The sequence below is a fragment of the Rhodococcus (subgen. Prescottella) equi genome (genome assembly GCF_003013675.1).
Lineage (GTDB): Bacteria > Actinomycetota > Actinomycetes > Mycobacteriales > Mycobacteriaceae > Prescottella > Prescottella equi.
In genome coordinates, this window is the sequence record NZ_CP027793.1 from 2,146,039 (window position 1) to 2,169,804 (window position 23,766).

24 protein-coding genes are annotated in these 23,766 nt (G+C 67.1%); 14 read left to right on the forward strand and 10 right to left on the reverse strand.

Features of this window, described 5'->3' with window-relative positions; translation table 11 throughout:
• Nucleotides 1–17: 17 nt before the first annotated feature.
• Nucleotides 18–287, reverse strand: a complete 270-nt coding sequence (locus C7H75_RS10140; protein WP_005513905.1) for a DUF2631 domain-containing protein — start codon at nucleotides 285–287, stop codon at nucleotides 18–20.
• Between the two features lie 161 nt (nucleotides 288–448).
• On the opposite strand from C7H75_RS10140, the gene dxr reads away from it, so the two are divergent.
• The 4 genes from dxr (at nucleotide 449) to C7H75_RS10160 (ending at nucleotide 5,021) form a co-directional block, all read left to right on the forward strand.
• Nucleotides 449–1,606 (forward strand): 1-deoxy-D-xylulose-5-phosphate reductoisomerase, encoded by a 1,158-nt coding sequence (gene dxr / locus C7H75_RS10145; protein WP_064076743.1) that lies wholly within the window; start codon nucleotides 449–451, stop codon nucleotides 1,604–1,606.
• A 6-nt stretch (nucleotides 1,607–1,612) separates the two neighbouring features.
• The gene (locus tag C7H75_RS10150; protein WP_106851312.1) at nucleotides 1,613–2,845 is read left to right on the forward strand and encodes a M50 family metallopeptidase; all 1,233 of its coding nucleotides are present in this window, start codon (nucleotides 1,613–1,615) and stop codon (nucleotides 2,843–2,845) included.
• A gap of 61 nt (nucleotides 2,846–2,906) precedes the next feature.
• The gene (ispG, locus tag C7H75_RS10155) at nucleotides 2,907–4,070 is read left to right on the forward strand and encodes a flavodoxin-dependent (E)-4-hydroxy-3-methylbut-2-enyl-diphosphate synthase (RefSeq protein WP_005513902.1); all 1,164 of its coding nucleotides are present in this window, start codon (nucleotides 2,907–2,909) and stop codon (nucleotides 4,068–4,070) included.
• Between the two features lie 114 nt (nucleotides 4,071–4,184).
• Nucleotides 4,185–5,021: a GNAT family N-acetyltransferase gene (locus C7H75_RS10160; RefSeq protein ID WP_005513901.1), complete on the forward strand. Its 837-nt coding sequence runs from the start codon at nucleotides 4,185–4,187 to the stop codon at nucleotides 5,019–5,021.
• Nucleotides 5,022–5,027: 6 nt separating this feature from the next.
• On the opposite strand, the gene C7H75_RS10165 is transcribed toward C7H75_RS10160, so the two are convergent.
• On the reverse strand, nucleotides 5,028–5,816 hold the full coding sequence (locus C7H75_RS10165) for a prepilin peptidase (protein ID WP_106851313.1): 789 nt from the start codon (nucleotides 5,814–5,816) through the stop codon (nucleotides 5,028–5,030).
• A 325-nt stretch (nucleotides 5,817–6,141) separates the two neighbouring features.
• Between C7H75_RS10165 and C7H75_RS10170 the strand changes: the two genes are divergently transcribed.
• The 8 genes from C7H75_RS10170 (at nucleotide 6,142) to C7H75_RS10205 (ending at nucleotide 13,932) form a co-directional block, all read left to right on the forward strand.
• Nucleotides 6,142–6,363: a Flp family type IVb pilin gene (locus tag C7H75_RS10170; protein WP_069854992.1), complete on the forward strand. Its 222-nt coding sequence runs from the start codon at nucleotides 6,142–6,144 to the stop codon at nucleotides 6,361–6,363.
• Nucleotides 6,364–6,457: 94 nt separating this feature from the next.
• Nucleotides 6,458–6,859 carry a TadE/TadG family type IV pilus assembly protein gene (locus C7H75_RS10175; protein ID WP_083282656.1) on the forward strand — a complete coding sequence of 134 codons (402 nt, stop codon included), beginning with the start codon at nucleotides 6,458–6,460 and terminating at the stop codon, nucleotides 6,857–6,859.
• Entirely contained in the window at nucleotides 6,847–7,803 is a 957-nt protein-coding gene (locus tag C7H75_RS10180; RefSeq protein ID WP_069854991.1) for a pilus assembly protein TadG-related protein, read from the forward strand. The genes C7H75_RS10175 and C7H75_RS10180 overlap by 13 nt, the downstream gene beginning before the upstream one ends.
• Nucleotides 7,804–7,993: 190 nt before the next feature.
• Nucleotides 7,994–8,551: a Flp pilus assembly protein CpaB gene (gene cpaB / locus C7H75_RS10185; protein ID WP_226347463.1), complete on the forward strand. Its 558-nt coding sequence runs from the start codon at nucleotides 7,994–7,996 to the stop codon at nucleotides 8,549–8,551.
• Nucleotides 8,548–9,747, forward strand: a complete 1,200-nt coding sequence (locus C7H75_RS10190; RefSeq protein WP_069854989.1) for a CpaE/TadZ family protein — start codon at nucleotides 8,548–8,550, stop codon at nucleotides 9,745–9,747. The genes cpaB and C7H75_RS10190 overlap by 4 nt, the downstream gene beginning before the upstream one ends.
• Nucleotides 9,744–11,141, forward strand: coding sequence for a TadA family conjugal transfer-associated ATPase (locus C7H75_RS10195; RefSeq protein WP_069854988.1), 1,398 nt, complete (start codon nucleotides 9,744–9,746; stop codon nucleotides 11,139–11,141). The genes C7H75_RS10190 and C7H75_RS10195 overlap by 4 nt, the downstream gene beginning before the upstream one ends.
• A gap of 92 nt (nucleotides 11,142–11,233) precedes the next feature.
• The gene (locus C7H75_RS10200; RefSeq protein ID WP_233281895.1) at nucleotides 11,234–13,009 is read left to right on the forward strand and encodes a type II secretion system F family protein; all 1,776 of its coding nucleotides are present in this window, start codon (nucleotides 11,234–11,236) and stop codon (nucleotides 13,007–13,009) included.
• A gap of 35 nt (nucleotides 13,010–13,044) precedes the next feature.
• Nucleotides 13,045–13,932: a type II secretion system F family protein gene (locus tag C7H75_RS10205; RefSeq protein ID WP_084923805.1), complete on the forward strand. Its 888-nt coding sequence runs from the start codon at nucleotides 13,045–13,047 to the stop codon at nucleotides 13,930–13,932.
• Here the strand turns inward: C7H75_RS10205 and C7H75_RS10210 are convergent.
• Complete coding sequence (locus C7H75_RS10210; RefSeq protein WP_233281896.1) at nucleotides 13,867–14,733, reverse strand: nuclear transport factor 2 family protein; 867 nt, start codon at nucleotides 14,731–14,733, stop codon at nucleotides 13,867–13,869. The two genes, C7H75_RS10205 and C7H75_RS10210, sit on opposite strands and share 66 nt — an antisense overlap.
• Before the next feature lie 79 nt (nucleotides 14,734–14,812).
• Here C7H75_RS10210 and C7H75_RS10215 point away from each other — a divergent pair, with 79 nt between their 5' ends.
• Nucleotides 14,813–15,241, forward strand: coding sequence for a CD225/dispanin family protein (locus C7H75_RS10215; RefSeq protein ID WP_106851314.1), 429 nt, complete (start codon nucleotides 14,813–14,815; stop codon nucleotides 15,239–15,241).
• 19 nt (nucleotides 15,242–15,260) lie between these two features.
• Here the strand turns inward: C7H75_RS10215 and C7H75_RS10220 are convergent, their stop codons facing one another.
• The gene (locus tag C7H75_RS10220) at nucleotides 15,261–16,136 is read right to left on the reverse strand and encodes a helix-turn-helix transcriptional regulator (RefSeq protein ID WP_084923807.1); all 876 of its coding nucleotides are present in this window, start codon (nucleotides 16,134–16,136) and stop codon (nucleotides 15,261–15,263) included.
• 97 nt (nucleotides 16,137–16,233) lie between these two features.
• On the opposite strand from C7H75_RS10220, the gene C7H75_RS10225 reads away from it, so the two are divergent.
• Complete coding sequence (locus C7H75_RS10225) at nucleotides 16,234–17,859, forward strand: AMP-binding protein (protein WP_106852004.1); 1,626 nt, start codon at nucleotides 16,234–16,236, stop codon at nucleotides 17,857–17,859.
• Between the two features lie 62 nt (nucleotides 17,860–17,921).
• Here C7H75_RS10225 and C7H75_RS10230 read toward each other — a convergent pair whose 3' ends face one another.
• The 6 genes from C7H75_RS10230 to C7H75_RS10255 are packed head-to-tail and all read right to left on the reverse strand — an operon-like array spanning nucleotide 17,922 to nucleotide 23,743.
• Nucleotides 17,922–18,710: an ABC transporter permease gene (locus tag C7H75_RS10230; RefSeq protein ID WP_081187816.1), complete on the reverse strand. Its 789-nt coding sequence runs from the start codon at nucleotides 18,708–18,710 to the stop codon at nucleotides 17,922–17,924.
• Nucleotides 18,685–19,590 carry a 2-aminoethylphosphonate ABC transporter permease subunit gene (locus C7H75_RS10235; protein ID WP_064057694.1) on the reverse strand — a complete coding sequence of 302 codons (906 nt, stop codon included), beginning with the start codon at nucleotides 19,588–19,590 and terminating at the stop codon, nucleotides 18,685–18,687. Before C7H75_RS10235 ends, C7H75_RS10230 begins: the two co-directional genes overlap by 26 nt.
• Nucleotides 19,587–20,792, reverse strand: a complete 1,206-nt coding sequence (locus C7H75_RS10240) for an ABC transporter ATP-binding protein (RefSeq protein ID WP_106851315.1) — start codon at nucleotides 20,790–20,792, stop codon at nucleotides 19,587–19,589. Before C7H75_RS10240 ends, C7H75_RS10235 begins: the two co-directional genes overlap by 4 nt.
• Nucleotide 20,793: 1 nt before the next feature.
• On the reverse strand, nucleotides 20,794–21,855 hold the full coding sequence (locus tag C7H75_RS10245; RefSeq protein WP_106851316.1) for a 2-aminoethylphosphonate ABC transporter substrate-binding protein: 1,062 nt from the start codon (nucleotides 21,853–21,855) through the stop codon (nucleotides 20,794–20,796).
• A 58-nt stretch (nucleotides 21,856–21,913) separates the two neighbouring features.
• Entirely contained in the window at nucleotides 21,914–22,591 is a 678-nt protein-coding gene (locus C7H75_RS10250) for a phosphonatase-like hydrolase (protein ID WP_081121990.1), read from the reverse strand.
• A 24-nt stretch (nucleotides 22,592–22,615) separates the two neighbouring features.
• Nucleotides 22,616–23,743: a TIGR03364 family FAD-dependent oxidoreductase gene (locus C7H75_RS10255; RefSeq protein WP_175280029.1), complete on the reverse strand. Its 1,128-nt coding sequence runs from the start codon at nucleotides 23,741–23,743 to the stop codon at nucleotides 22,616–22,618.
• Between the last annotated feature and the right edge of the window lie 23 nt (nucleotides 23,744–23,766).

Sequence of the window (23,766 nt, forward strand, 5' to 3'; positions counted from 1 at the left end):
GTCTCTGCGGTGTTCGACTACCGCGGCTTGCGCCGCAGGATGATGTCGCGAACCAGAACGAAGACGATGGCACCGGCGAAGCCGATGAGGAACAGGTCCTCGACCTTGCCGTGGTGGTTGCCGATCATCATCAGCAGCAGGAACGCGGCGAAGAACCAGCCGGCGAAACGGAACAGTCGCGGGGCCTCGCCACTCCATCCCCAAGCGGCCGAGGGAACCTCGGCGGTGTCGACGTGCGCGGCGACGACGGGGTCGTTGGAAGTGGGGTCCAACTGGGTACCGACCACGGCTCGATCCTCCTGATCTTACGAATGCGCTATCGCCGCTTATCGTGGCATACGACCGCGCGTCGTACGAACCTGGGTCCCGGCGGTGTCGCGAATACGGTCGGCGGTACGAAGTGCAATCCTGTGTGCTTCTCTCAGCTTCGGTCAGGAACAATGGATCCGTGGCTGACACCCAACCGACTCGTGTACTGCTGCTCGGCAGCACCGGTTCCATCGGCACCCAGGCCCTCGAGGTCATCGCCGCCAACCCTGACAAGTTCGAGGTGGTGGGACTCGCGGCCGGCGGTGGGAACATCGACCTGCTCGCCCGCCAGATCGCCGACACCGGTGTGACGCGAGTGGCGGTGGCGGATCCCGCGGCGGCAGCCCGGTTGGACGTGCCCGGCGTGCTGTCGGGCCCGGACGCGGTGACCGAGCTGGTCCGCAGCACCGAGGCGGACGTCGTGCTCAATGCGCTCGTCGGGTCGCTCGGCCTCGAGCCGACGCTCGCGGCACTGGAGTCGGGCGCACGCCTGGCCCTCGCCAACAAGGAGTCGCTCGTCGCGGGCGGTCCGCTCGTGACGGCGGCAGCCGCGCCCGGACAGATCGTTCCCGTCGACTCGGAGCACTCCGCGCTCGCCCAGTGTCTGCGGGGCGGTCGCGCCGAGGAGGTGGACCGGTTGATCCTCACCGCGTCGGGTGGCCCGTTCCGGGGCTGGACCGCGGCGGCGCTCGAGGACGTCACCCCCGAGCAGGCAGGGGCGCACCCGACGTGGTCGATGGGCCCGATGAACACGCTCAACTCGGCGTCACTGGTGAACAAGGGGCTCGAGCTGATCGAGACCCACCTGCTGTTCGGGATCGGCTACGACCGCATCGACGTCACGGTGCATCCGCAGTCGATCGTCCACTCCATGGTGACGTTCACGGACGGGTCGACGCTCGCGCAGGCGAGCCCGCCGGACATGAAACTGCCGATCGCGCTGGCACTCGGCTGGCCGGACCGGGTCCCCGGTGCTGCGGCGCCGTGCGACTTCCGGACCGCCTCGACGTGGACGTTCGAACCGGTGGACTCCGCGGTCTTCCCGGCGATCGATCTGGCCCGGCACGCCGGTACGGCAGGCGGGTGCATGACCGCGGTCTACAACGCCGCCAACGAGATCGCCGCCGAGGCGTTCCTCGACGGCACCCTGAGGTTCCCGGCGATCGTCGAGACCGTCGAGCGCGTCCTCGCGGCAGGCGGCGAATGGGCCGCGCCGCCCGCTACCGTGGACGACGTACTGGCCGCCGACGGGTGGGCCCGGGCTCGCGCGCGCGAGTTCGTGAAGCAGGAGGGCTAGAACCGCATGGTCTTCGCTATCGGAGTGCTGCTCTTCGCCCTCGGTATCGGCGCCTCCATCGCGCTGCACGAGGCCGGGCACATGTGGACCGCCAAGGCACTCGGCATGAAGGTCCGGCGCTACTACATCGGCTTCGGCCCCAAGATCTTCTCGTTCCGTCGCGGCGAGACCGAGTACGGACTCAAGGCGATCCCGGCCGGTGGTTTCTGCGACATCGCCGGGATGACGGCCGTGGACGAACTCGCGCCCGACGAGGTCGACCGCGCGATGTACAAGCAGAAGGCGTGGAAGCGGATCGTCGTGATGTCGGGCGGCATCGCGATGAACTTCCTGCTCGGGTTCGTGTTGCTGGTGGTGCTGGCCGTCGGCTGGGGTCTGCCGAACCCGGAGACACGCGCCGTGGTGGAGAAGACCGTGTGCGTGTCGCCGACGCAGGCCGGCCCGGACGGCGGCTACGAGCTCTCCGAGTGCGTGGGCGACGGTCCGGCCGCTGCGGCCGGGATCCGAGCCGGCGACGTGATCACCGCGGTGAACGGCCAGGAGACGGCGACGTTCGGCGACGTGGTGAAGGCGACGCAACCGCTGTCGGGGATGGCGGAGTTCACCGTAGACCGGGACGGGGAGACGCTGGTGATCCCAGTGCAGATCGAGCAGGTGCAACGGTGGGTCAACCCGCCGGGGTCCACCCCGGAGAAGCCGCTGCCGCCGGTCTCGCAGGAAGTGGGCGCCATCGGCGTCGGCGCGCAGCCGAGTACCGTGCAGTACTCGCTGCCGGCCGCGATCCCGGCGAGCGTCGTGTACACCGGCGACATCTTCGTCCAGACCGCGCACGCGCTGACCCAGATGCCGTCGAAGGTCGTCGACCTGTGGGACGCAGTGACCGGTGGCGAGCGCGACCTCGACACCCCGATCAGCGTGGTCGGGGCGAGCGTGATCGGCGGGCAGATGGCCGAGCGCGGCTACATCGACGTCTTCATTGGACTGCTCGCTACGTTGAACTTCTTCCTCGGCATCTTCAACCTGCTGCCGCTGCTTCCGCTCGACGGCGGGCACATCGCGGTGACGATCTACGAGAAGATCCGCAACTCGATCCGGAAGATGCGCGGCCTCGCGGCCGGCGGGCCCGTCGACTACATGAAGCTCATGCCGATCACCTACGTCGTCGTGGTGATCGGCGGCGCATACATGCTGTTGACGCTGACCGCCGACATCGTCAACCCGATCCAGCTGTTCCCGTGACCCGGCGTTCGGATATGTCCGAACGATAGACTTGCCCCGTACCAACGAAAGAAGGCGAAACGTGACCAGCCCCGTCGGTTTGGGCATGCCCGGAGCTCCCAGCGATATTCCGGTCCTCGCACCGCGACGCAAGACCCGCCAGCTCATGGTGGGCAACGTAGGGGTCGGCAGCGACCACCCCGTGTCGGTGCAGTCGATGTGCACCACCAAGACCCACGACATCAATGCGACGTTGCAGCAGATCGCCGAGCTCACGGCGTCGGGTTGCGACATCGTCCGCGTCGCGTGCCCGCGCCAGGAAGACGCCGACGCGCTCGCGGCGATCGCGAAGAAGAGCCAGATCCCGGTCATCGCGGACATCCACTTCCAGCCGCGGTACATCTTCGCGGCGATCGACGCGGGCTGCGCTGCTGTCCGTGTCAACCCGGGCAACATCAAGGAGTTCGACGGACGCGTCAAGGAGGTCGCGAAGGCGGCCGGCGACGCCGGCATCCCGATCCGCATCGGCGTCAACGCCGGCTCGCTCGATCCTCGGTTGATGCAGAAGTACGGCAAGGCCACCCCGGAGGCGCTCGTCGAATCGGCGTTGTGGGAGGCGAGCCTGTTCGAGGAGCACGGCTTCGGCGACATCAAGATCTCGGTCAAGCACAACGACCCGGTGATCATGGTGGAGGCCTACCGCCAGCTGGCCGCGCAGTGCGACTACCCGCTGCACCTCGGTGTGACCGAGGCCGGCCCGGCGTTCCAGGGCACGATCAAGTCGGCGGTCGCGTTCGGGTCGCTGCTCTCGGAGGGCATCGGCGACACGATTCGGGTGTCGCTGTCGGCGCCGCCGGCAGAGGAGATCAAGGTCGGCACGCAGATCCTGCAGTCGCTGAACCTGCGCCCGCGCAAGCTCGAGATCGTCTCGTGCCCGTCGTGCGGGCGTGCCCAGGTCGATGTCTACACGCTGGCGAACGAGGTCACCGCCGGGCTCGAGGGCATGGAGGTCCCGCTCCGCGTCGCCGTCATGGGTTGTGTCGTCAACGGTCCCGGCGAGGCCCGCGAGGCGGATCTGGGTGTCGCGTCCGGCAACGGCAAGGGCCAGATCTTCGTCAAGGGCAAGGTCATCAAGACAGTCCCCGAGGCACAGATCGTCGAGACGCTGATCGAGGAAGCGATGCGGATCGCGGAGGAGATGGAAGGCGGGGAGGCCGGCGGCGCGCCGGTGGTCACCGTCGGCTGAAATCCTTCCGCCCCGGCGCATGTTCATGGCAATGTGGGTTCCAGATCCGGCACTGACAGTTCGACGCTGACAGTTCTCATGCCGAGCGGTCCCACTGCACAAGGGGGTGCGTCAGTGCTCAAGCTTCTCGGAGCGAGACAGCTGGGCGGTCGGGACACCGCCCAGGTGTTGCGTGTCCTCGAAGCCGACCCCGTCGCGGCCTGCATGGTCGCGGCGCGGGTGCAGCAGTCCGGACTCGATCCGCGGGCACTCCAGGGGGAGATGTGGAGCCGCGGCGGTCCCACCGAGTCGTTGTGTTTCGCGGGGGCCAATCTGGTGCCGCTGCTCGGCGACACCGACGACCTGAGGTCGTTCGCCGACCGGGCCACCCGGTTCCCGCGCATGTGCTCGTCGATCGTCGGGCGGGCGTCGCTGGCGCTGCCGCTGTGGGAGATGCTCGAATCCGAATGGGGTGCTGCGCGTGAGATCCGTTCGGATCAGCCACTGCTCGTGCTGCACGGGGACTCGGCGGTGCGCCCCGATCCACGGGTGCGCCAGGTGCGCATGGACGAGCTCGAGTCGTACTTGCCTGCCGCGATTGCGATGTTCATCGAGGAGGTGGGCATCGATCCACGGGCCAACGACGGTGGGCGCAACTACCGGCGTCGGGTCGCGAACCTGATCGCCTCCGGCCGTGCGTGGGCCCGGTTCGAGAACGGCGAGGTGGTGTACAAGGCGGAGGTTGGTTCGATGTCCGCCTCGGTGGGGCAGATCCAGGGGGTGTGGGTGGACCCGGCACGCCGCGGCGAGGGGATCGGTGCGGCAGGCACCGCGGCAGTGGCGGCCGCAGTGGCCGCGCGCGGACGAGTGCCCAGCCTCTACGTCAACGCCTACAACGAGCGTGCGCGTCGCACGTACGCGACGGTGGGCTTCACCCAGGTTGCGACGTTCGCGACGATCCTGCTCGACTGAATCCGGTCAGGCCGCGGCGGCCCAGTCCAGATACGCACGCGCCAGCGGATCGGCCGCCAGGATCGCAACGACGGCCGCCGCAATCATGTACGGCCCGAAGGGAATCGTGGTCCCGATCCGTCCGCGACGGGTGACCAGGATGATCAGGCCGACGAGTGCGGCCACCAGGAACGCGAGAAACGCCCCGACGAGCAGTGTGCCGTACGACAGGTAGGCGAGGACGGCGCCGATGACGCCGGCCAGTTTGACGTCGCCGAACCCCATGCCGGCCGGATAGATCAGGGCGAGTACGAAGTAGAACCCGAACAGAACGGCGGCACCGATCGCGGCGCGCAGCAGGGCCGACCAGTCGCCGGTGACGACGGAACCCACTGCCAGGCAGGCGAATACGATCGGGTACGACGGTACGACGAGGGAGTTCGGCAGCCGTTTGCAATCGATGTCGATGACGGCGAGGGCGATCCCGACGACGGCGAACCAGAGATAGGCCGGTGCTGCCGGGAGAAGATCGAGAGCGGCGAGACGGAGAGTGATCGCGACGAACAGGAGGGCCGTTGCGAGTTCGACGAGCATGCGGCGGGCACTGATGTCGTGTCGTCGCGTGATGGTGTCGATCATCGCGATCCGGGCGGCTACCGCGGACGCAGGGGAGGGGGACGGCGGGGTTGAGTTGGTGGGGGCCGCGTTCGGCTCGGCGCACGCGGTCTCCAGGCGCACGCGGTCGATCGCACTGTTTGCGAATGCCCCGGCGAGGATACCCAGGAGTGCGGCGCCGATGCCCGCTGCGACGATCACCTTTGATCACCTTTGACTGTCAGTTTGTGCTCTCTTTCGGTGATCGCGCTCGTGATCCTCGGGGTGGAAATCGGGGCGATCGACGTGCCGGCTCGAAAACTGTTGTTGGGGCGCAGTCGATCTCACTGAAGACTTGTTGAATCGTAGACCAGTTCGGAGTGTTTCACTAGCCCCGATGATCGTGATGAAACCGTGATCTTGAAGAGTGTCCAGTTCCCAATCCAGGCCCTACAGTTGCCGATCAGATTACCCGGAAAGGTGATCTGCTTCACACAGCTCGAAAGTCCACACAGAGATCCTCTCCCCTACCAAATCAGGAGCTCTCATGAACCTCTTCTTCGCGAACCTGTACCTCATGGGCTTAGACGTCAAGGACCGTCTGACCCGTGACGACCGCGGCGCCACTGCGGTCGAGTACGGACTGATGGTCGGTCTCATCGCGGTCGTGATCATCGCCGCAGTCATCCTGCTCGGCAACAACCTCGACGGCCTCTTCGACAGTGTCAATAATGAACTGCCCGCGGGCGAGGGCGGCGGCGGTCAGTAGTCGCAGCGCTCGCTGATCCGTGCAGCGGCCCCGATGCGGGGCCGCTGCACGGCTATCCGCATTGTCTCGTGTTCGTTGGGTGTGAGGACTGTCCATGCGCCGTTTTCGTTCCGATTCCGGTGCCGCCGCAGTCGAGTTCGCTCTGGTGGTGCCGATTCTGCTCCTACTCGTCCTGGGAATCATCGAGTTCGGGCGGGCCTACAACATCCAGAACTCCTTGAGCGCTGCTGCGCGCGAGGGGGTTCGGGTGATGGCAATAAGTAAAAGCCCCACCGCCGCAAAGGCGGCCGCTAAGCAGGCTGGAGTGTTCAATCCCCAGGTTACCGACGGACAGATCTGCATCAGTACCGGTACTTCAGGGTCGTGTGCAGCGACGACGTGTCCGGCCGGCGGAACCGTCACACTGACGATTCGATACCCGGTCGACTATGTGACGGGCCTCTTTCCGGGAAGCCTCACATTGACGGGCAAGGGGGTCATGCGATGTGGCGGCTGAAGGATCGGCTCGAAGACGAGAGCGGTGCAGTGGCGGTCACGGTAGCGCTGTTGACGGTGGTTCTTCTGGGCTTCGCCGCGATCTCGATCGATATCGGGGCGAACTACGCCGAGAAGAGGCAACTCCAGAACGGCGCCGATGCCGCCGCGCTGGCGCTCGCGCAGGATACGTTGTGCAAGAGCGCTCTCGGTGCCACGGCCGCCGCGGACAGTTGGGTCAGGTCGAACGTGAACGGCGGGAACGCCAGGGGCGCCGCAGTGATCGACATCGCGCGCAGGAAGGTGACGGCCACTGCATCCGCGGTCGGGTCCGACGGGCAGCCGGGACGGCAGAACCTCTTTGCGCCTGTGATCGGTTCGGACCGCTCGCAAATCTCCGCCACTGCGTCGGCGGGGTGCGGATATCCGCTAGCCGGTACGGCCGCCCTGCCCCTGACATTCCACAAGTGTCACTTCGTCGCACCTGGCGTGAAGATTCTCGTTCAATACAACACGACGGCGCCGCGTTGCAATGGCATCTCGGGCAATGTTGCCCCCGGCAACTTCGGGTGGCTCCGGGGGACGGATGGCGACTGCTCGGCCCTGATCAGCACCTCGGTCTACGCCACGCCTGGCGACTCCGGGAACAACATTCCATCCGCTTGCAAGCCGGAGATCGAGAGGTTGCGTGGCGCTGTTGCCCTGCTCCCGATCTACGACGTGGCAGGCGGCACCGGTAGTGGTGGCTGGTTCCACATAGTTGGGTTCGCAGGCTTCAAGATCGAGGGGTATCGGTTCAGTGGAAACCCGGAGTACAACTGGCAGAACAATATTCACGGCGATCTCTCGTGTACAGGCAACTGTCGAGGAGTCATCGGGAGATATGTCGAGACGGTAAGTCTCGAGTCCGAATTCACCATGGGCGGACAGGACTTCGGAGTCACTGTCGTCAACCTGCTCGATTAGGAGTTGTCGCTTGAGAAGTCGCCTTGTTGCGGCCACACTGGCCCTAATACTTGCCGTGGGCGGGACCCTGGCGCTCGTAGCCTACGTGCGCGGAGCGGACGCGCGTGCCCTTGCCGGTACCCGCACAGTAGATGTACTTGTTGCGACTCAGACGATTCCCAGGAATACGCCGGCGCACGCTCTGGTGGGCATGGTGGCAGTCAAGAAGCTGCCGGAGATGGCGGTTCTGCCGGACCGGGTGACAAGCCTCGATCAACTGTCAGGAAGGGTAGCGCTCATCGACCTGCTCGCGGGAGAACAGTTGGTATCGGCCCGTTTCGCCGATCCAGCCACAGCTCATAGTCAGGAACAGGGTGGCCTGCCGGAAGGTATGCAGGAAGTGACGGTACTGCTCGAACCGCAGCGTGCGCTGGGTGGGCATCTCGCACCGGGTGACACTGTGGGAGTCTTCATGTCCTTCTCTCCGCCCATCAAGAACTACGAAACGCATTTAAGGCTGCAAAAGGTCAAGGTGACTCGCGTCCAGGGCGCCGTGACAGCGGGTGATGAGAAGGTCTCGGAGGCAGACAAATTGGCGTCAAGTCCGGCTCCGACGGAGAGTCTTCTCGTGTCGCTCGCCGTCGATGTCCCAATGGCGGAGCGCGTACTGTTCGCTGCTGAGCACGGAAAGATATGGCTCTCGAATGAACCGATGAGCGCCAACGAGTCCGGGGCGACCGTCATCAATCCCGAGGGGGTGTTCCGATGACCCGAATCGTGTTGTTGACTGCTCGCGACGACTTTGCTCGTCGCGTGTATCACGCAGCGGACGGGAACCTGTTGGTATTGCCGGCGCAACCTGTGCCCCGTGGCCCGGCGCAACTCGTCGGACTCGGCGTGACGGCACAGCCTGAGGTTCTCATCCTCGGACCGGATGTTGTTGTCGACGAGGCGCTCGTGCTTGCGAGCCGAATCGACCAGTCGACGCCGGGGACGACTGTTGTACTGGCCAGCGATGCCGGGACTGACGTCTGGCTGAGGGCGATGCGCGCAGGGGTGCGTGATGTCATGTCGCCGGAGGCGGACATGTCGGACGTTCGCGCGGTACTGGATCGAGCGGGACAGGCTGCGCTGGCACGACGTCAACGGGCGAGCGCACCCTCGGAGCAGCACGCGGTTCAGGGAAAGGTCATCGTGGTTGCGTCGCCGAAAGGAGGTACGGGAAAGACGACCGTTGCAACGAATCTCGCTGTCGGACTCGCGGCGGCGGCACCCCACTCGACGGTGCTGGTCGACCTCGATGTGCAGTTCGGGGACGTCGCCAGTGCACTCCAGCTGGTTCCGGAACACTGCTTGACGGATGCGGTCTCGGGTTCGGCCAGCCACGACATGATCGTCCTCAAGACCGTTCTGACGCCGCACTCGACCGGACTTTATGCCCTGTGCGGATCGGATTCGCCCGCGGCGGGCGACAGTATCAGCGGCGAACAGGTGACCACACTGCTGGCGCAGTTGGCTTCCGAATTTCGGTACGTGATCGTCGATACCGCACCGGGTCTACTCGAGCACACTCTTGCAGCGCTCGATCTCGCCACCGATATCGTGCTGGTGTCGGGGATGGACGTGCCCAGCGTGCGCGGGATGCACAAGGAACTTCAGCTACTCGCGGAACTCAACCTGGCGCAAGTTTCGCGGCACGTTGTACTGAATTTCGCAGACCGACGCGAGGGCCTCACCGTTCAGGACATCCAGAACACGATTGGGCTCCCCGCAGATGTCGTTCTCAAGCGGTCGAAAGCGGTTGCCCTGTCGACGAACCGGGGCGTTCCTCTGCTGCAGAATCCTGGTCGCGATCGCACCGCGAAAGAGCTGCGGCGGCTGGTCGGCCGGATCGATCCAGCACCGGAGCCGCCGACCGGCAAGCGCGCGCGGCATCGTGCTGCGGAGGCGGTGGGTGCGAAGTGAAACTGTCCCAACGGCTCGATGCGGCACGCGGCACCGCAACCAGTGACGGTGCTGCACCCGCGGCGGGCGGAAAGCCGGCGAAGGGTAAGGCTGCGCTTCCGCCAGCCGATGCTCTGGCCGAGCTGAAAGATCGCGCCTCCGCCGCCCTGTACACCCGGATCGGCGCGCGCTTCAATGATTCGTCGCTGAGTGAGGAGCAACTCCACACACTCGTGCGTGACGAGCTTGCCGAGGTAGTCGAGCAGGAGGCGACGCCCCTGACCTACGAAGAGCGTCAACGGCTGTTGCGTGAAGTCGGTGACGAGGTGCTTGGCCACGGTCCTTTGCAGCGGTTGCTCGACGACCCCTCGGTGACCGAGATCATGGTGAACAGTCACGACATGGTCTACGTCGAACGCGACGGCATCCTCACGCGTAGCGCGGCCAGGTTCGCGGACGAGGCGCATCTACGCCGAGTGATCGAACGGATCGTTTCGGCCGTCGGCCGTCGGATCGACGAATCCTCACCTTTGGTCGACGCGCGGCTGGTAGACGGTTCCCGTGTCAACGCGGTGATTCCACCATTGGCTTTCAATGGCTCCTCACTCACGATCCGCAAGTTCTCCAAGGATCCGTTCCAGGTCGACGATCTCATCGCATTCGGTACCCTCTCGCCCGAGATGGCCGAGCTGCTGGATGCGTGCGTGCAGGCTCGACTGAACGTGATCGTCTCGGGTGGCACCGGCACGGGCAAAACCACGCTGCTGAACGTGTTGTCATCGTTCATTCCAGAGGGTGAACGGATCGTCACGATCGAGGACGCGGTCGAACTCCAGCTGCAGCAGGACCACGTGGTGCGGCTCGAGAGCCGCCCACCCAACATTGAAGGCAAGGGCGCGGTGACGATTCGTGACCTGGTCCGCAATTCGCTCCGAATGCGGCCGGACCGGATCGTAGTCGGCGAGTGTCGTGGCGGCGAGAGCCTGGACATGCTCCAGGCAATGAATACCGGTCACGACGGTTCGCTGTCGACCGTGCATGCAAACTCGCCGCGCGACGCGATTGCGCGGCTTGAGACGCTCGTGTTGATGGCCGGCATGGACCTGCCGTTGCGGGCGATTCGTGAGCAGATCGCGTCGGCGGTCGACGTGATCGTCCAGCTCACGCGTCTACGGGACGGTACGCGCCGGGTCACCCATGTGACCGAGGTTCAGGGTATGGAGGGTGAGATCGTCACCCTGCAGGATGCCTTTCTGTTCGACTACAGCGCAGGCGTCGACGCGCGCGGGCGGTTCCTCGGTAAGCCGCAGCCGACGGGTGTGAGGCCGCGTTTCACCGACAGGTTCCGAGATCTCGGTATTGTGCTGTCGCCGAGTGTATTCGGGGTGGGAGAGCCCTTCCGGGGGCGGGCATGAGGCGGTACGTGGTGGCCGTTGTGCTCGCCCTCGGAGTGGGTTTGTCGGGGGCGCCTGCCGACGCCGACGTGGCAGACCCTGACGCTGTTCAGGTGGCAGCGGTCGACACCACTCGACTGCCTGACGTCGAAGTCGCGATCCTCGCTCCGCCCAGCGTCGCGGGGCAACCCGTCTTGCCGAATACGTTTGCTCTCGCTGAGGGTGGCGTACCTCGGGAGATCGAGGTTCGGCAACAACCAGGGTCGGAACAGGACATCGTCCTCGCGATCGATGTGTCCGGTGGGATGTCCGGTCGGGCGCTCGACGACGTCAAGCGGGCCGCATCGGATTTCGTGCGGCAGGCGCCGGTCGGGGCGCATATCGGGATTGTCGCGATTTCGTCTGAACCGCAAGTAGTTTCGGATCTGACATCAGACACCGAGGACCTGCTTCGTAGGATTGACGGGCTGAAGGCGGGGGGTAGCAGTGCTATCGCAGACTCGGTGGTCGTTGCTGCCGAGCTACTCGATCGTGGCGATGCGCCGAACAACATCCTGCTGTTGCTGACGGATGGTGCCGACACGTCGAGTTCACGCATGATGTCGGAGATTCCGGCAGTCTTGAGTCGGTCCCACGTGTCGCTGTATACCGTGCAAATGTCGACACCCGAGACGAACACCGCTCTACTGCAGCAAATCGCCCGGGAGGCTCGCGGCCAGTACGCCGCGGCGGAGGACACTGCGGCACTCGGTGCCATCTACCAGTCGGCGGCCCGTGCACTGGGGAACCTCTACGTCGTGCGGTATCGCTCAGAATCGGGTGGCGCAACCGAGGTGGTGGTGAGTGTGCGCAGCGGCGCGACACACAGTGTGAGCGATCCCTTCCCTGTATCGCTGCCCGATGCGAACTCGGTGCGGCAGCCGGACATCGTGGCGGGAAGCGGCTTTTGGGCATCGGAGGCCGGACTGAGCCTGGGGCTGGCTACCACCTACCTCGCGTTATGCGCATTGGTCGTTGCCGTTGTCGGTAGGGCAGCACCGGCCATCTCGGCCGAGCGCCGCGGACGGACCGTGGGTGACGACTCGTTATTGCACCGCGTATCCGAACGGCTGGTGCATTGGATCGACCAGAACCTTCGCCGACGCGGACGAATAGCTGCCCGCACGCAGGCGCTCCAGGAAGCTGGACTGAAGATGCGGCCGGGTGACTTCATCACCCTCGTCGCTGCGGCGGCTGTCACCGCGGCGGCCATCGGCCTACTGCTATCCGGACTTCTTCTGGCTCTGCTGCTCGCAATTGTTGTGGTGGGGGTGTCGCAGGTAGTTCTCGGGGTTCTGGCGGGGCGCCGCCGCGCGGAGTTCGCGGACCAGCTCGATGATTCCGTTCAGCTGCTGGCAAGCAATCTTCGAGCTGGACACAGCCTCCTTCGGGCGCTCGACGCGGTGTCCCGCGAGGCGGAAGCGCCAACGGCGGAGGAGTTTGCCCGGGTGGTGAACGAGACGCGTGTGGGGCGCGACCTGGGTGATTCCCTAAACGACCTTGCACAGCGCATGCAATGCGAGGACTTCGAGTGGATCGCGCAGGCCATCTCCATCCACCGCGAGGTCGGTGGTGACTTGGCCGAGGTCCTGGACCAGGTTGGGCACACGATCCGGGAGCGCAACCAGATTCGCCGCCAGGTCAAAGCACTCGCGGCCGAAGGCAAGCTGTCCGCATATGTGCTGATGGCGTTGCCATTCGGAATCACCGGTTTCCTGTACATGAACAATCCGACCTACCTCGAGCGCTTCACCGAGGGCATTATCGGATACTCCATGATCGCGGTTTGCCTGGTCCTTCTGACCGTTGGCGCCTTATGGCTGCGGAAACTCGTCAATCTGAAGTTCTGAAATCACACGTACACCATCCTCTCCAGGAGGCCCGCATGATTCCTGCCCTGACAACTGCCGCGGCAGTGGCAGTGGGTGCGTCAGTGCCGATCATGATCTGGGCGATCGTCGGAGATCGGGACCCCGCACGGCGACCGGTGCTGGACAACTTGTCGGCGGGTCTCGATCTCGCGCAGGTGGATGGTTCGGCGACGGTGGCACCGCCCTCGCTGCTGCGTCGAATGACGACGCGCGGCACAATGGCTCGGCTCGATCGACTACTGTCGCGTGCCGGTCGGCCTCCGGCGTGGCCGGTGGAGAAGATTGCTGCCGGGAAGCTGGTTCTGGCCGGGGCAATGGGCGCACTCGGCGTGTTGTTTCTTTTGCCTGAACCTGCTCCTGTAAGGATTGCCTTGGTGACCGTAGTCGTCGTGGTCGCCTACTTCACTCCCGAGTTGCTGCTGCACAGTCGAGGCGAGGAAAGGCAACAGCAAATCGACCTTGCGCTCGCGGATACTCTTGATCAGATGACCATTGCCGTCGAGGCCGGGTTGGGGTTCGAGGCGGCGATGTCTCGCGCCGCGAAGAATGGAAAAGGCCCGCTCGCAGAAGAGTTCGTGCGTACGTTGCAAGACATACAGATGGGCAAGTCGCGCCGAGGGGCTTACCTCGACCTCGCCGCTCGTACAAATGCGCCGAACCTGCGTCGTTTCCTCCGTGCGGTGATTCAAGCAGACGAGTACGGCGTCGCGATCGCGGACGTGCTGCGCACGCAGGCCGGAGAAATGCGGATGAAGCGCCGTCAGCGCGCTGAAGAGAGGGCGATGCAACTGCCGGTGAAGGTGATCTTCCCGTTGCTGCTGTGCATCCTGCCGACGCTATTCATCGTGTTGCTGGGGCCAGCCGTTATGGGGATTGTCGAAGCCTTCGGTCAGGCTGGCTGATCGCGCGTACACGACCGCCCTCGCCACCTGCGTCGTCTTCCGGTCGAGGTAGCAGAACAGCACGGCGTGCTCGCCGTCGACCGTGCAGGTCGCGGTGACGGTGTCGCCGGCCGCGATGACCTTCGTGAGGCTGTCGACCGCATGTCCACCGAGCCGCTCGAGGGCAGCCTCGTCGCCGCGCCGGGCGTCCGCGACGAGACGCCGGACCGACCGCTTCCCACGTTCGCCGACGCTGCGGACCGCGAGACCGAAGGCGAGCGACCCGCCCACGCCCTGGAGTCGGAGCATGCGGACGCTCATGCTCGCTGTGACAGCAAGTTTCGCGCGATCGACGCCGGCCACTTGGGCGAACATCGGCGCAACCTCCCAGTGCGCGGCGATCCGCCGAATTCGGGGAGCACCCTCGTCGAGAGTGGTCTCGTACACGAGGTGCATCGGTGCCTTCGCCACGACGCCGCCGCCGAGTCGAGTCTCGATGGTGACGTCGCGGACGACGTCGAGTCCGCTGACGATGTCCTCGTTCTCCACGTGGAAGCGAATGTCGTTCGGTGCGATGAACGTGTCCCAGAATCGGGCCAGGGGATCGCCGCCCCGGACATGGCTGCGTCGGTCGTACAGCCCGCCGAGTACGGGCCGACCGCCGACGGGATCCTCGACCACGTGCCGGTCCGCGAACAGCCCCAGCCAGGCGTTCTTGTCGTGCGCCGCTACCGCGGCGGGGGACTGGCGTGCCAGGTCCAGCAACTCCTGCGCGGTGGTGGTTCGGGTGATCGTGGCGGTCTCGATCGGTGTCGCTGACATGGCGGCGAGTATGACACAGCAAGTGGAACGTGTTCCAGATTTCGTCGACGTCCGGCCGCCTCGCCGCTAGGCTCGGCGGATGACTGATATGTCGGATTCAGGGGGTGAGAGTCGTTCCTGCAGCGACGCGGGGGCCCCGGTCGAGCGGCGCCCTCCCGCCCACGCGGGGTGGGCGGTCGTCGCACTGCTCTTCTTCTGGCCGTTGTCGTTCGCGGCCTTCACCCACGCGTTCGAGGTGCATCCGCGGTGGTCCGACGGCGATCGTGACGGGGCGCGGCATGCGTCCAACCGGGTTCGCCGGCTGGGGCAGGTCTCGCTCTGGATCGGCGGTTCGATCGCGGTAGTGCTGCTGGTGCTGTACGTCCTGGTTTCCGCCGTGTGGATCGACGCCCACCACGACCACCACGGAATCTCGCCGTCGTTCACCGGTCCCGGCTACTGCGATTTCGGCGGCGGCGATTTCGGTGGTGGCGATTTCGGTGCAGAAGACGGTTCCTCCGGTTGGTGACCGGGCAGGGCGGAGCGTCCTACGGCAACAGCCCCAGACGCCGCGCCGCCACGACGGCTTCGCGCCGGGAATGGGCGTCGAGTTTGCTCATCGCGCTGCGCAGGTAGCTCTTGACGGTCTCGGGCTTCACCGACAGGCGCTCGGCGATAACGACATTCGAGCAACCGAGTGCGGCATGGCTGAGGACGTCCACCTCGCGCGGCGACAGCGCCACCGGTGGGGTGGGGCGGTCGGTGTCGTCGGCCGCGCCGACCCCGGCGAGACGGTTGGACAGGGCGCGGAGTTGTTCCTGCAGTGCCGGGTCGTCGACCGTCTGTGCGATGCTTCGCAACTCGGCATGCACGTCGCGAATCTCCTCCGCGTCGGCGCCGCCCGGCGCGGGCACCTCGGCCGCGGCGGCTCCGAGCAGTGCCACCCGGCGGTCCACCTCGTCGCGGATCGCGATCTCGTTCGCCAGGCGGCGGCCGGCCTGCATCATGACGTCCGCGATGCGGTCGCCCAGCCGGACGCGTTCGCGGATCGCCGCGTACATGACGGCGCGGGAATTACCGCGCACCACGACCGGCACCGCGAGCACCGAGCACAGGCCCTCCGCGAGGACCGGACCGTCGTAGTGGTGGGTGATGGTGCGGGCACGGCCGTAGTCGTGGACGGCCGCGGGATTGCGGCGGGCGACCACGTGCCCGCCGAGGCCCGAACTCTCCGAGACGGCAAGGCCCCGCAGACCGTCGGTGTGGGTGCCGACGAACTCGTCGAGATGCAGGGTGCCGTCATGTACCTCGCCGCCGAAGACGACCGGGACGATGCTGGTCGCGGCCACTTTCCGTAGCTCGGTGCGGAGTGCGTCGCGGTCGCGCGGACGCAGCAGGGACGAGGTGTGGGTGGGCACCCTCATCACCCCTTTCCGGGGGTAGCCGGTCAATCCTGTGACACGCATCATAGGAGCAACGATGGCCCGATGGTGAGCTGGGCCCCGACGACGAGGAGTGACGATGACCGTCGACACCACCACCCGTGTGCGCGAACTCTTGGCGCAATACGACACCCCGCAGGCCTGCGCGGCCGAGTTGCTGTGCGATCGGCACCCGGCGGATGCGGTGGCGTTCACCGTCGTCGAATCGGATCTGTCGTCGACCGATCTGACGTTCGGCTGGCTGCGGGAGCAGTCCACGAAGTTCGCCGCTGCGCTGGCCGACCTCGGTGTCGAGCCCGGTGACTGCGTGGCGACGCTGATGGGCAAGTCCGCCGACCTCGTGGTGGCGTTGTTGGGGATCTGGCGTCGCGGCGCCGTCCACGTCCCGCTGTTCACCGCGTTCGCGCCGCCGGCGATCGCGTTCCGGCTCGAGGCCAGCGGCGCGAAGGTCGTGATCTCGGACGCGAACCAGCTCGACAAGCTCGCTCCGGGCGACGACATGCCGTCGAATCCGTCGTGGCAGGTGATCGTCGCGGGTGAGGGTGAGGGCGAGGGTGCGCTGCGCTTCGACGACCTCCTCGCGCGCCATTCGGCCGACGACCCGCGCGGCGCGGCGGCGGCGCTCGGCGGCGACGCCCCGATCGTTCGTTTGTTCACCAGCGGTACGACGGGCTCCCCGAAGGGTGTCCCGGTCCCGATCCGGGCGCTCGCGGCCTTCCGCTCGTACATCGAGTGGGGGCTCGACGTGCGCGAGGACGACGTGTTCTGGAACGCTGCCGATCCCGGCTGGGCCTACGGGCTGTACTACGCGCTGCTCGGCCCGATGGCGTCGGGCGTCCGCAGCATCCTGCTGCACGCCGGGTTCTCCGCAACGCTCACGTGGCAGGTGATGGAACGCTTCGGCGTCACCAACTTCGCCGCCGCCCCCACCGTCTACCGAAGCCTGCGCGCCGACGAGACGCCCGTCCCGGAGTCGGTGACGCTGCGCCGCGCGTCGTCGGCGGGCGAGCCGCTCACGCCGGACGTCATCGCGTGGTCGGAGGCCGAGCTGGGCGTGACCGTCCGCGATCAGTACGGGCAGACCGAGCACGGCATGTTCATCATCAACGCGTGGGCCGACGGACTGCGCGAGGACGTCGTCCCCGGCTCGATGGGCCGCCCGCTGCCCGGCTGGACGTGCGCGGTCCTCTCCGACGACGCCGACGAGATCGCCCCGCCGAACACCCCCGGCCGCGTCGCGATCGACACGCAGAACAGCCCCCTGATGTGGTTCACCGGTTACAGCGACGCGCCGGAGAAGACCGCGGCCCGCTTCACGCCCGACGGCCGCTGGTACGTCACCGGCGACGCGGGTCAGGTGGACGAGGAGGGGCGGTTCTTCTTCTCTTCCCGCGACGACGACGTGATCATCATGGCGGGCTACCGCATCGGTCCGTTCGACGTGGAGAGCGTGCTGGTGATGCACGACGACGTCGTCGAGGCCGCCGTCGTCGGCATGCCTGACCAGCTGCGCGGCGAGGTGCTCGAGGCGTTCGTCGTGCTGCGGTCCGGCGTCGAGGGCACCGACGAGCTCGAGAAGGATCTGCAGCAGCTGGTGAAGAAGAAGTTCGCGGCGCACGCCTACCCGCGCACGGTGCATTTCGTCCCGCACCTGCCCAAGACCCCCAGCGGCAAGGTGCAGCGCTACATTCTGCGTCAGGGGTAGGCGCCTTCGGCGCCCGTGCGCCTTTTTGGTGGTGCCAGCTACCAAAAAGGCGCACGGGCGCGTCAGCGCCTGTTGCGGACACGTCCGAGCACGAGCAGTGCGACGAGGGTCACGAGTAGGAGCAGGGTGGTGTTCGCGGCCGCCTGGAACACCTGGCCGCGGTCGGTGAGGCCGAAGATGGCCACCGGCAACGTCTTCCACGTCGCGGGGTACACCATGATGGTGGCGCCGAGCTCGCCCATCGACAGTGCGACGGACAGACCCGCGGCGGCACCCAGGGCGGGCACCAGCAGTGGCAGGGTGATCCGCAGCAGCACCCGGACCGGGCCGGCGCCGAGCGACTCGGCGGCCTGCCGGTAGGCGGGATCCAGTCGCTCCAGCGCAGCCGACACCGAACTGAACGCGAAGGCCAGCACCAGCACTGCGTGCGCGAGAATGACGATCCACTTGGTTCCGCCGAGCAGCAGTGGCCGCTCGTTGAACGCGATGAGCAGGCCCAGCCCGATCGCCACCGACGGCAGCGCGACCGGCAGATGGAACACCGCGTCGGTGACCTTCCGTAGCCAGGTCGGCGCCTCCCGCGCGGCGAGCGCCGCCCAGGTTCCGACGACCAGCGCGAGTCCTCCGGCGAGGACCGCGGTCTGCAGGCTGACGATCATGCTGGCGAGGTTGTCGTCCGACAGCGCCGCCGAGAGGTTCTTCGTGCCCAGGTCCGACGGCAGCGGCCCGTTCCAGGCGCCCGCGAGTGCGGCCGCGATCACGGTGGCGATCGGCGCAACGAACACGATCGCCACCACCGCCGCGAAGAACGTGAGCGTCAGGTATCTAGCGCGTCGGGTCCACAGCAGCACGGCTGCCTCCCATCAGTCGGGCGAACAGGAATCGGTAGCCGCCGTACAGAGTGAGCGACAGCGCCACCTGGACGGTCGCGATCACGGCGGCGCCCGGCAGGTCGAACGTGACGATGCCGTGGGTGTAGATCAGCACGGGTAGTGTCATGACGTCCTTGGCGCCGGTGAACAGCACGATGCCGAACTCGTTGAGCGTCAACAGGAGTACGAGCGATCCGCCGGCCATCATCGCCGGCCACGCCTCGGGCAGGACCACCTGGCGCAGCACGCGCAGCGGCGACGCACCCAGGCTGGCGGCGACGTCGAGCTGGTCACGGGGGATCTGCGAGAACGCGGCCAGCAGCGGTCGCACCACGAACGGCGTGAAGAAGGTGATCTCGGCGGCGATGACGCCGAGCGGGGTGTTCAGGAAGTTCAGGGGACCCTGCTCGGCGCCGGTGATCCGCGTGATCAGTGCGTTGACCGCACCGGCGGTGCCGTAGAGGAACGTGAACGCGAGCGTCACGAGGAACGACGGCAGCGACAGGATCGTGTCGATCAGCCGTCCCACCACCTTCGATCCCGGGAAGGGGACGAACGCGAGTACGAGCGCCAGGAACGTGCCGAGCACGAGGCAACCCAGCGTGGACGTCACCGCCACTTGAACGGTGCGCCACAACGCGTTCCGGAACGACGACGAACCGAGGACGTCGGTCCACGTCGACCAGCCGCGACCGGTGTCGGTGACGGTGGACTCCGCCAGCACCCGCGCCATCGGGTACACGGCGAACCCGACGACCAGCAGGAGCGGTGGCAGTACCCACAGTCCGGAACGCCGGCGTGACTGCGCTTTCCGGGGCGGCGCCTCGTCGGCGACGGGAGGTTCGAGGAGGGCGGTCACTGTGTCGCTCCCCGGGCCGCGGCCGGAACCGGCACCAGTACGGCGCCGCGTTCGGGGAACCGCATGCCGACCTCGGCGCCGACGGGGCGCTCGTCGTGGCCGGGCACGTCCACGTCGATCGGCGTCTCCGGCAGGCTCGGCAACGCGATGGTCACGCGGGTCGACGCCCCTCGCCACACACTGGTGACGATGCGCGCGGGCAACGCGCCCCGCTCCGCCGGCGAGGTGAGCGTGATCGCGTGTGGGCGCAGGCACAGCAGGGCGTCGGCGTCCGACTCCCACTCGGTGCGTCCGATCTCGGGCTGTGGGGCGTGCGCGGTGACGGGGGTGCCGCCCACCGACACCAGCGCCGACGTCCCGATCACCCGGGTCACCATGCACGGCAGCAGGTTCGCGCCACCGAGGAACGCCGCAGTGAAGCTGCTCGGTGGCCGCTTCCACAGGTTCTCGGTGGTGTCCACGTCCACCAGTCGGGCGTCGCGCATCACCGCGATCCGGTCGGCGAGCGCGAGGGCCTCCGACTGGTCGTGCGTGACGTACAGCATCGCGGTGTCCGGCAGCGCGGCGCGCAGTTCCTGCAGTTCGGTGAGCATGCTCTGACGCAACTGCGCGTCCAGTGCCGCGAGGGGCTCGTCGAGCAGCAGCACCCTGGGCCGGATCGCCAACGCGCGGGCGATCGCCACGCGCTGCTGCTGGCCTCCCGACAGTTCCCGCGGAAAGCGCTTGCCGTACGCGGACATCCCGACCATCGCGAGTGCGTCGGACACGCGTCCGGCGATCTCGGCACGGGGAATCCGGTGCGCGCGAAGCCCGAACGCGACGTTCTCGGCCACCCGCATGTGCGGGAACAGGGCGTAGGACTGGACGACGACGCCGATCCCGCGCTTCGCGGGTGGCAGATCGGTGACGTCTCGCCCGTCGAGGCGGACCGTCCCCGACGCCGGGCGGGTGAAGCCGGCCAGCGCCTTGAGCGCGGTGGACTTGCCCGAGCCGCTGGGACCGAGTAGCGCGACCGTCTCGCCTCGCGCGACCCGCAGGTTGAAGTCGATCAGGGCCCGGGTGGCCCCGCGTCCGTGTCCGTACGCGACGTTCACCCGGTCGAATGTGATGGCCGGAAGGGACGAGTCGGCAGCGTCCGACGCCGTGTCGGGTGCCTTGCCGATCGTGGTGCGGAGGGACCGCCCGGGCTCGAATCGTGGCATGTCAGTTACCGGTTGCCTTCTGGTAGGCGGCGATGTCGGCGTCGAGGGAGGCGAGGACGTCGTTCCAGTTCGGGGTCCACACCTCGACGCCGTTGATGAGACCGGTCGGGGTCGACGGGTCGGTCGCGTTGCCCGAGGCGGCTCGAACGTCGGTGCGAACGGACACGCCGCGCGCGTCACCGGCGACCGACTGCTGGGCCTTCTCCGACAGCAGGTACTCCATGAGCTTCTTGGCCTCCTCGGAGTGCGGGGCACCCTTCGCCAGACCCATCACGTACGGCAGCGCGACGGTGGTGCGCGTGCCGTCGGCCTCGGCGGGGAAGAAGATCTGGAACTTCGAACCGTCGTCAGCGATCGACGCGAGGTTCATCTGGACGTCGCCGTTGGCGACGAGGAGTTCGCCGTTGCTGACCTTGGGCTGCAGCTTGCCGGTGGACGACGACGGTCCGACGTTGTTGGCCTGCAACTTCGTCAGGTAGTCCAGGGCGCCCTGCTTGCCCATCAGGTGCTGGAGCAGCAGCAGGACGGCGGTACCGTCGCCGGCCTGACCGGGTGTGGAGTACTGCAGTTTCCCCTTGAACTGTTCGGAGAGCAGGTCGTCCCACGTCTTGGGTGCCGGGTCGGCGCCGGGGTTCGCGATGAACGACAGGTAGTTGTCGACCAGCGGCACGTACTTACCGGCCGGGTCCTGGACGTCGGCGGGCACCGCGGAGGTGTCGATACCGCTGGGCTGCAGCAGGCCCTGGGCGTCGGCCTTCTGGATGAACGGCGGCAGTGTCACGACGACGTCGGCCTGCGGGTTCGACTGTTCCTTGTCGACGCGGGAGACCACCTCGCCGGACCCGGCCTCGACGAGGTTGACCGCGATGCCGGTCTCCTCGGTGAACGCGGCGAACTGCGTCTTGTACCAGCCGGCGAGGCCGTCGGCGCTGTAGACCGTGACGGTCTCGCCGCCGGCGCCCGCCGCCGCGCCGGTGCCGCCGCAGGCGGTGAGGGTGAGGGCCGCGGTGCTCAGTGCGACGGCTGCGACAGCCACGCGGAAACGCTTGACGTTCCTGCTCATTCGGGAATTCCTGTCTGGGTGAGGGATTCGAACGGTGACGGAAGAACTCGAGAAGAACTCAGTGGGAGAGGACGAGATCGGTGAACTCGCGAACCGACGGCACGACGTGCGTCGGGTCGGCGGCGCGCAGTTGCTTCTCGTCGTGGGCGCCGGTGAGAGCGCCTGCGACGATGCTGGCGCCGGCGCGGCGACCGCTGGTGATGTCGTTGGCGGTATCACCCAGGACGGCAACGTCTTTGACGTCGTCGACGCCCAGCCGCATGAGTGCGGTGAGGATCAGGTCCGGGAAGGGGCGCCCACGTCCGGCTTCGGCGGGGGAGAGCGTCAGGTCGGCGAGCGTCTGCCAGCCGAGTGCGGCCAGCAGCTTGTCCTGGGTGGTGCGGCTGAACCCGGTGGTGAGCGCCACCCGGATTCCGGCGTTCCGCAGTGCGCTGATCGATTCGGCCGCGCCGGCAATCGCGGTGGCACCACCCTCGTCGACGAGGCGGTCGTACTCGGCCTCGAACGCGCGGTTGGCGGCCTGGGCGCGATCCTCGTCGCCGAACAGGGCGCGGAACACCACGATCTTGGACTGGCCCATGGTGTCGAGGACGTACTGCCGGGCGGCGTCGGCCTCGGGGCCGGACTCGGCCAGCCCCGCCGAGGCTGCCGCGGCGGCGAACGCCCGGAGTACGAGTCCGTCGTCGGCGACGGTGGTGCCGGCCATGTCGAGCACGGCGAGCTTGATGGTGGTCACAGGTCTCTCCTGAGGGGTCGGGGTCTAGAGGCCCAGCTGGTCGGCGGTCTGTTCGGCGAGGGCGGGTCCGAGCGTCATGCCGCGACCACCCGGCCCGGCCACCACCCACACGCCGTCGGTGGGCTGGGCGCGGTGCACGAGTTGGGCGGGGTCGAGGCACTGGCTGTAGACACCGGCCCACCGCTTGACGACCGGCGGCAGATGGCGGCCGAGGAGTTCCTCGACGACGCTGGTCAGATGGCGGTACGGCGCCTCGTCGACGTCGAAGTCGAACGGCTCGTCGTACTCGTGGGTGTCGCCGATGGTGAGCCCGCCGTGCAGGCGCTGCACGCACAGCAGCTGCATGCGGTGCTCCGCGGCAGTGGGCTCCTGGGGCTGCGCGGCGCGCAGTTCGTCCAGCGCCGAGCCGGTGAAGGCGGGGTAGTAGCGCACGCTGTCGCCGTCGGCGATGGCGGTGGTGAGCGCCTCGCCCAGCGGTGCGGTCTGCATCATCTGCAGACGGACGCGTCGGAGGGGCAGGTCGCCGGCCAGGTCCCGTGCGAGCCCGCCGAGCGTGGCGCCGGGGCACACGATGACGAGGTCGGCGTCGAACGTGCGGTCGTGGTCGTCGCGGATGCGCACACCTGTTGAACTGCTGGTGATCTCGCGCGCCTCGGTTCCGGCGTGGAAGGCGTACCGGCCCGACGCCTCGAGATGGCGACGGATGGCGGGCAGCGCGACCCTGGACTCGACCGCGCCGTCGCGGGTGCAGTGGAGGCCGGCGAGGAACTTGCCCCGCAGGGCGGGGTTCACGCCGCGAACGTTCTCGGGGTCGAGCAGCGTGAATCCGCGCACCTCGGCGTCGTCGCGCGCCACCATGTCCTCGGCGACCGCGACCTCTTCCGGGGTGCGCAGCAGCGTGATCGATCCGGCCGCGCGGAAGCCGATCTCGGGGACACGTCGGGCCAGGTCGGCCCACAGTTCGCGGGACCGCAGCGAGGCGTCGAGCTCGTGCGGGGCACGCCCGGAGACCCACACCAATCCGAAGTTGCGTACGGTGGCACCGCGCGCTTCGAGTTCACGTTCGAGTTGGACGACGTCGTGTCCGCGACGGATGGCCTCGTCGGCGTGCGCCGTCCCGAGGATTCCTCCGCCCACAATTGCAATTCGCATGGGACACAGCGTGACCATTGGTC

Coding starts and splice junctions, on each gene's coding strand:
- C7H75_RS10170 (WP_069854992.1), top strand. CDS start 6,142: ATGAACCTCTTCTTCGCGAACCTGTACCTCATGGGCTTAGACGTCAAG.
- C7H75_RS10220 (WP_084923807.1), bottom strand. CDS start 16,136: ATGAGGGTGCCCACCCACACCTCGTCCCTGCTGCGTCCGCGCGACCGC.
- C7H75_RS10215 (WP_106851314.1), top strand. CDS start 14,813: ATGACTGATATGTCGGATTCAGGGGGTGAGAGTCGTTCCTGCAGCGAC.
- C7H75_RS10180 (WP_069854991.1), top strand. CDS start 6,847: ATGTGGCGGCTGAAGGATCGGCTCGAAGACGAGAGCGGTGCAGTGGCG.
- C7H75_RS10175 (WP_083282656.1), top strand. CDS start 6,458: ATGCGCCGTTTTCGTTCCGATTCCGGTGCCGCCGCAGTCGAGTTCGCT.
- C7H75_RS10210 (WP_233281896.1), bottom strand. CDS start 14,733: ATGTCAGCGACACCGATCGAGACCGCCACGATCACCCGAACCACCACC.
- C7H75_RS10150 (WP_106851312.1), top strand. CDS start 1,613: ATGGTCTTCGCTATCGGAGTGCTGCTCTTCGCCCTCGGTATCGGCGCC.
- C7H75_RS10225 (WP_106852004.1), top strand. CDS start 16,234: ATGACCGTCGACACCACCACCCGTGTGCGCGAACTCTTGGCGCAATAC.
- C7H75_RS10240 (WP_106851315.1), bottom strand. CDS start 20,792: ATGCCACGATTCGAGCCCGGGCGGTCCCTCCGCACCACGATCGGCAAG.
- C7H75_RS10190 (WP_069854989.1), top strand. CDS start 8,548: ATGACCCGAATCGTGTTGTTGACTGCTCGCGACGACTTTGCTCGTCGC.
- C7H75_RS10245 (WP_106851316.1), bottom strand. CDS start 21,855: ATGAGCAGGAACGTCAAGCGTTTCCGCGTGGCTGTCGCAGCCGTCGCA.
- C7H75_RS10255 (WP_175280029.1), bottom strand. CDS start 23,743: ATGCGAATTGCAATTGTGGGCGGAGGAATCCTCGGGACGGCGCACGCC.
- C7H75_RS10205 (WP_084923805.1), top strand. CDS start 13,045: ATGATTCCTGCCCTGACAACTGCCGCGGCAGTGGCAGTGGGTGCGTCA.
- cpaB (WP_226347463.1), top strand. CDS start 7,994: ATGGTGGCAGTCAAGAAGCTGCCGGAGATGGCGGTTCTGCCGGACCGG.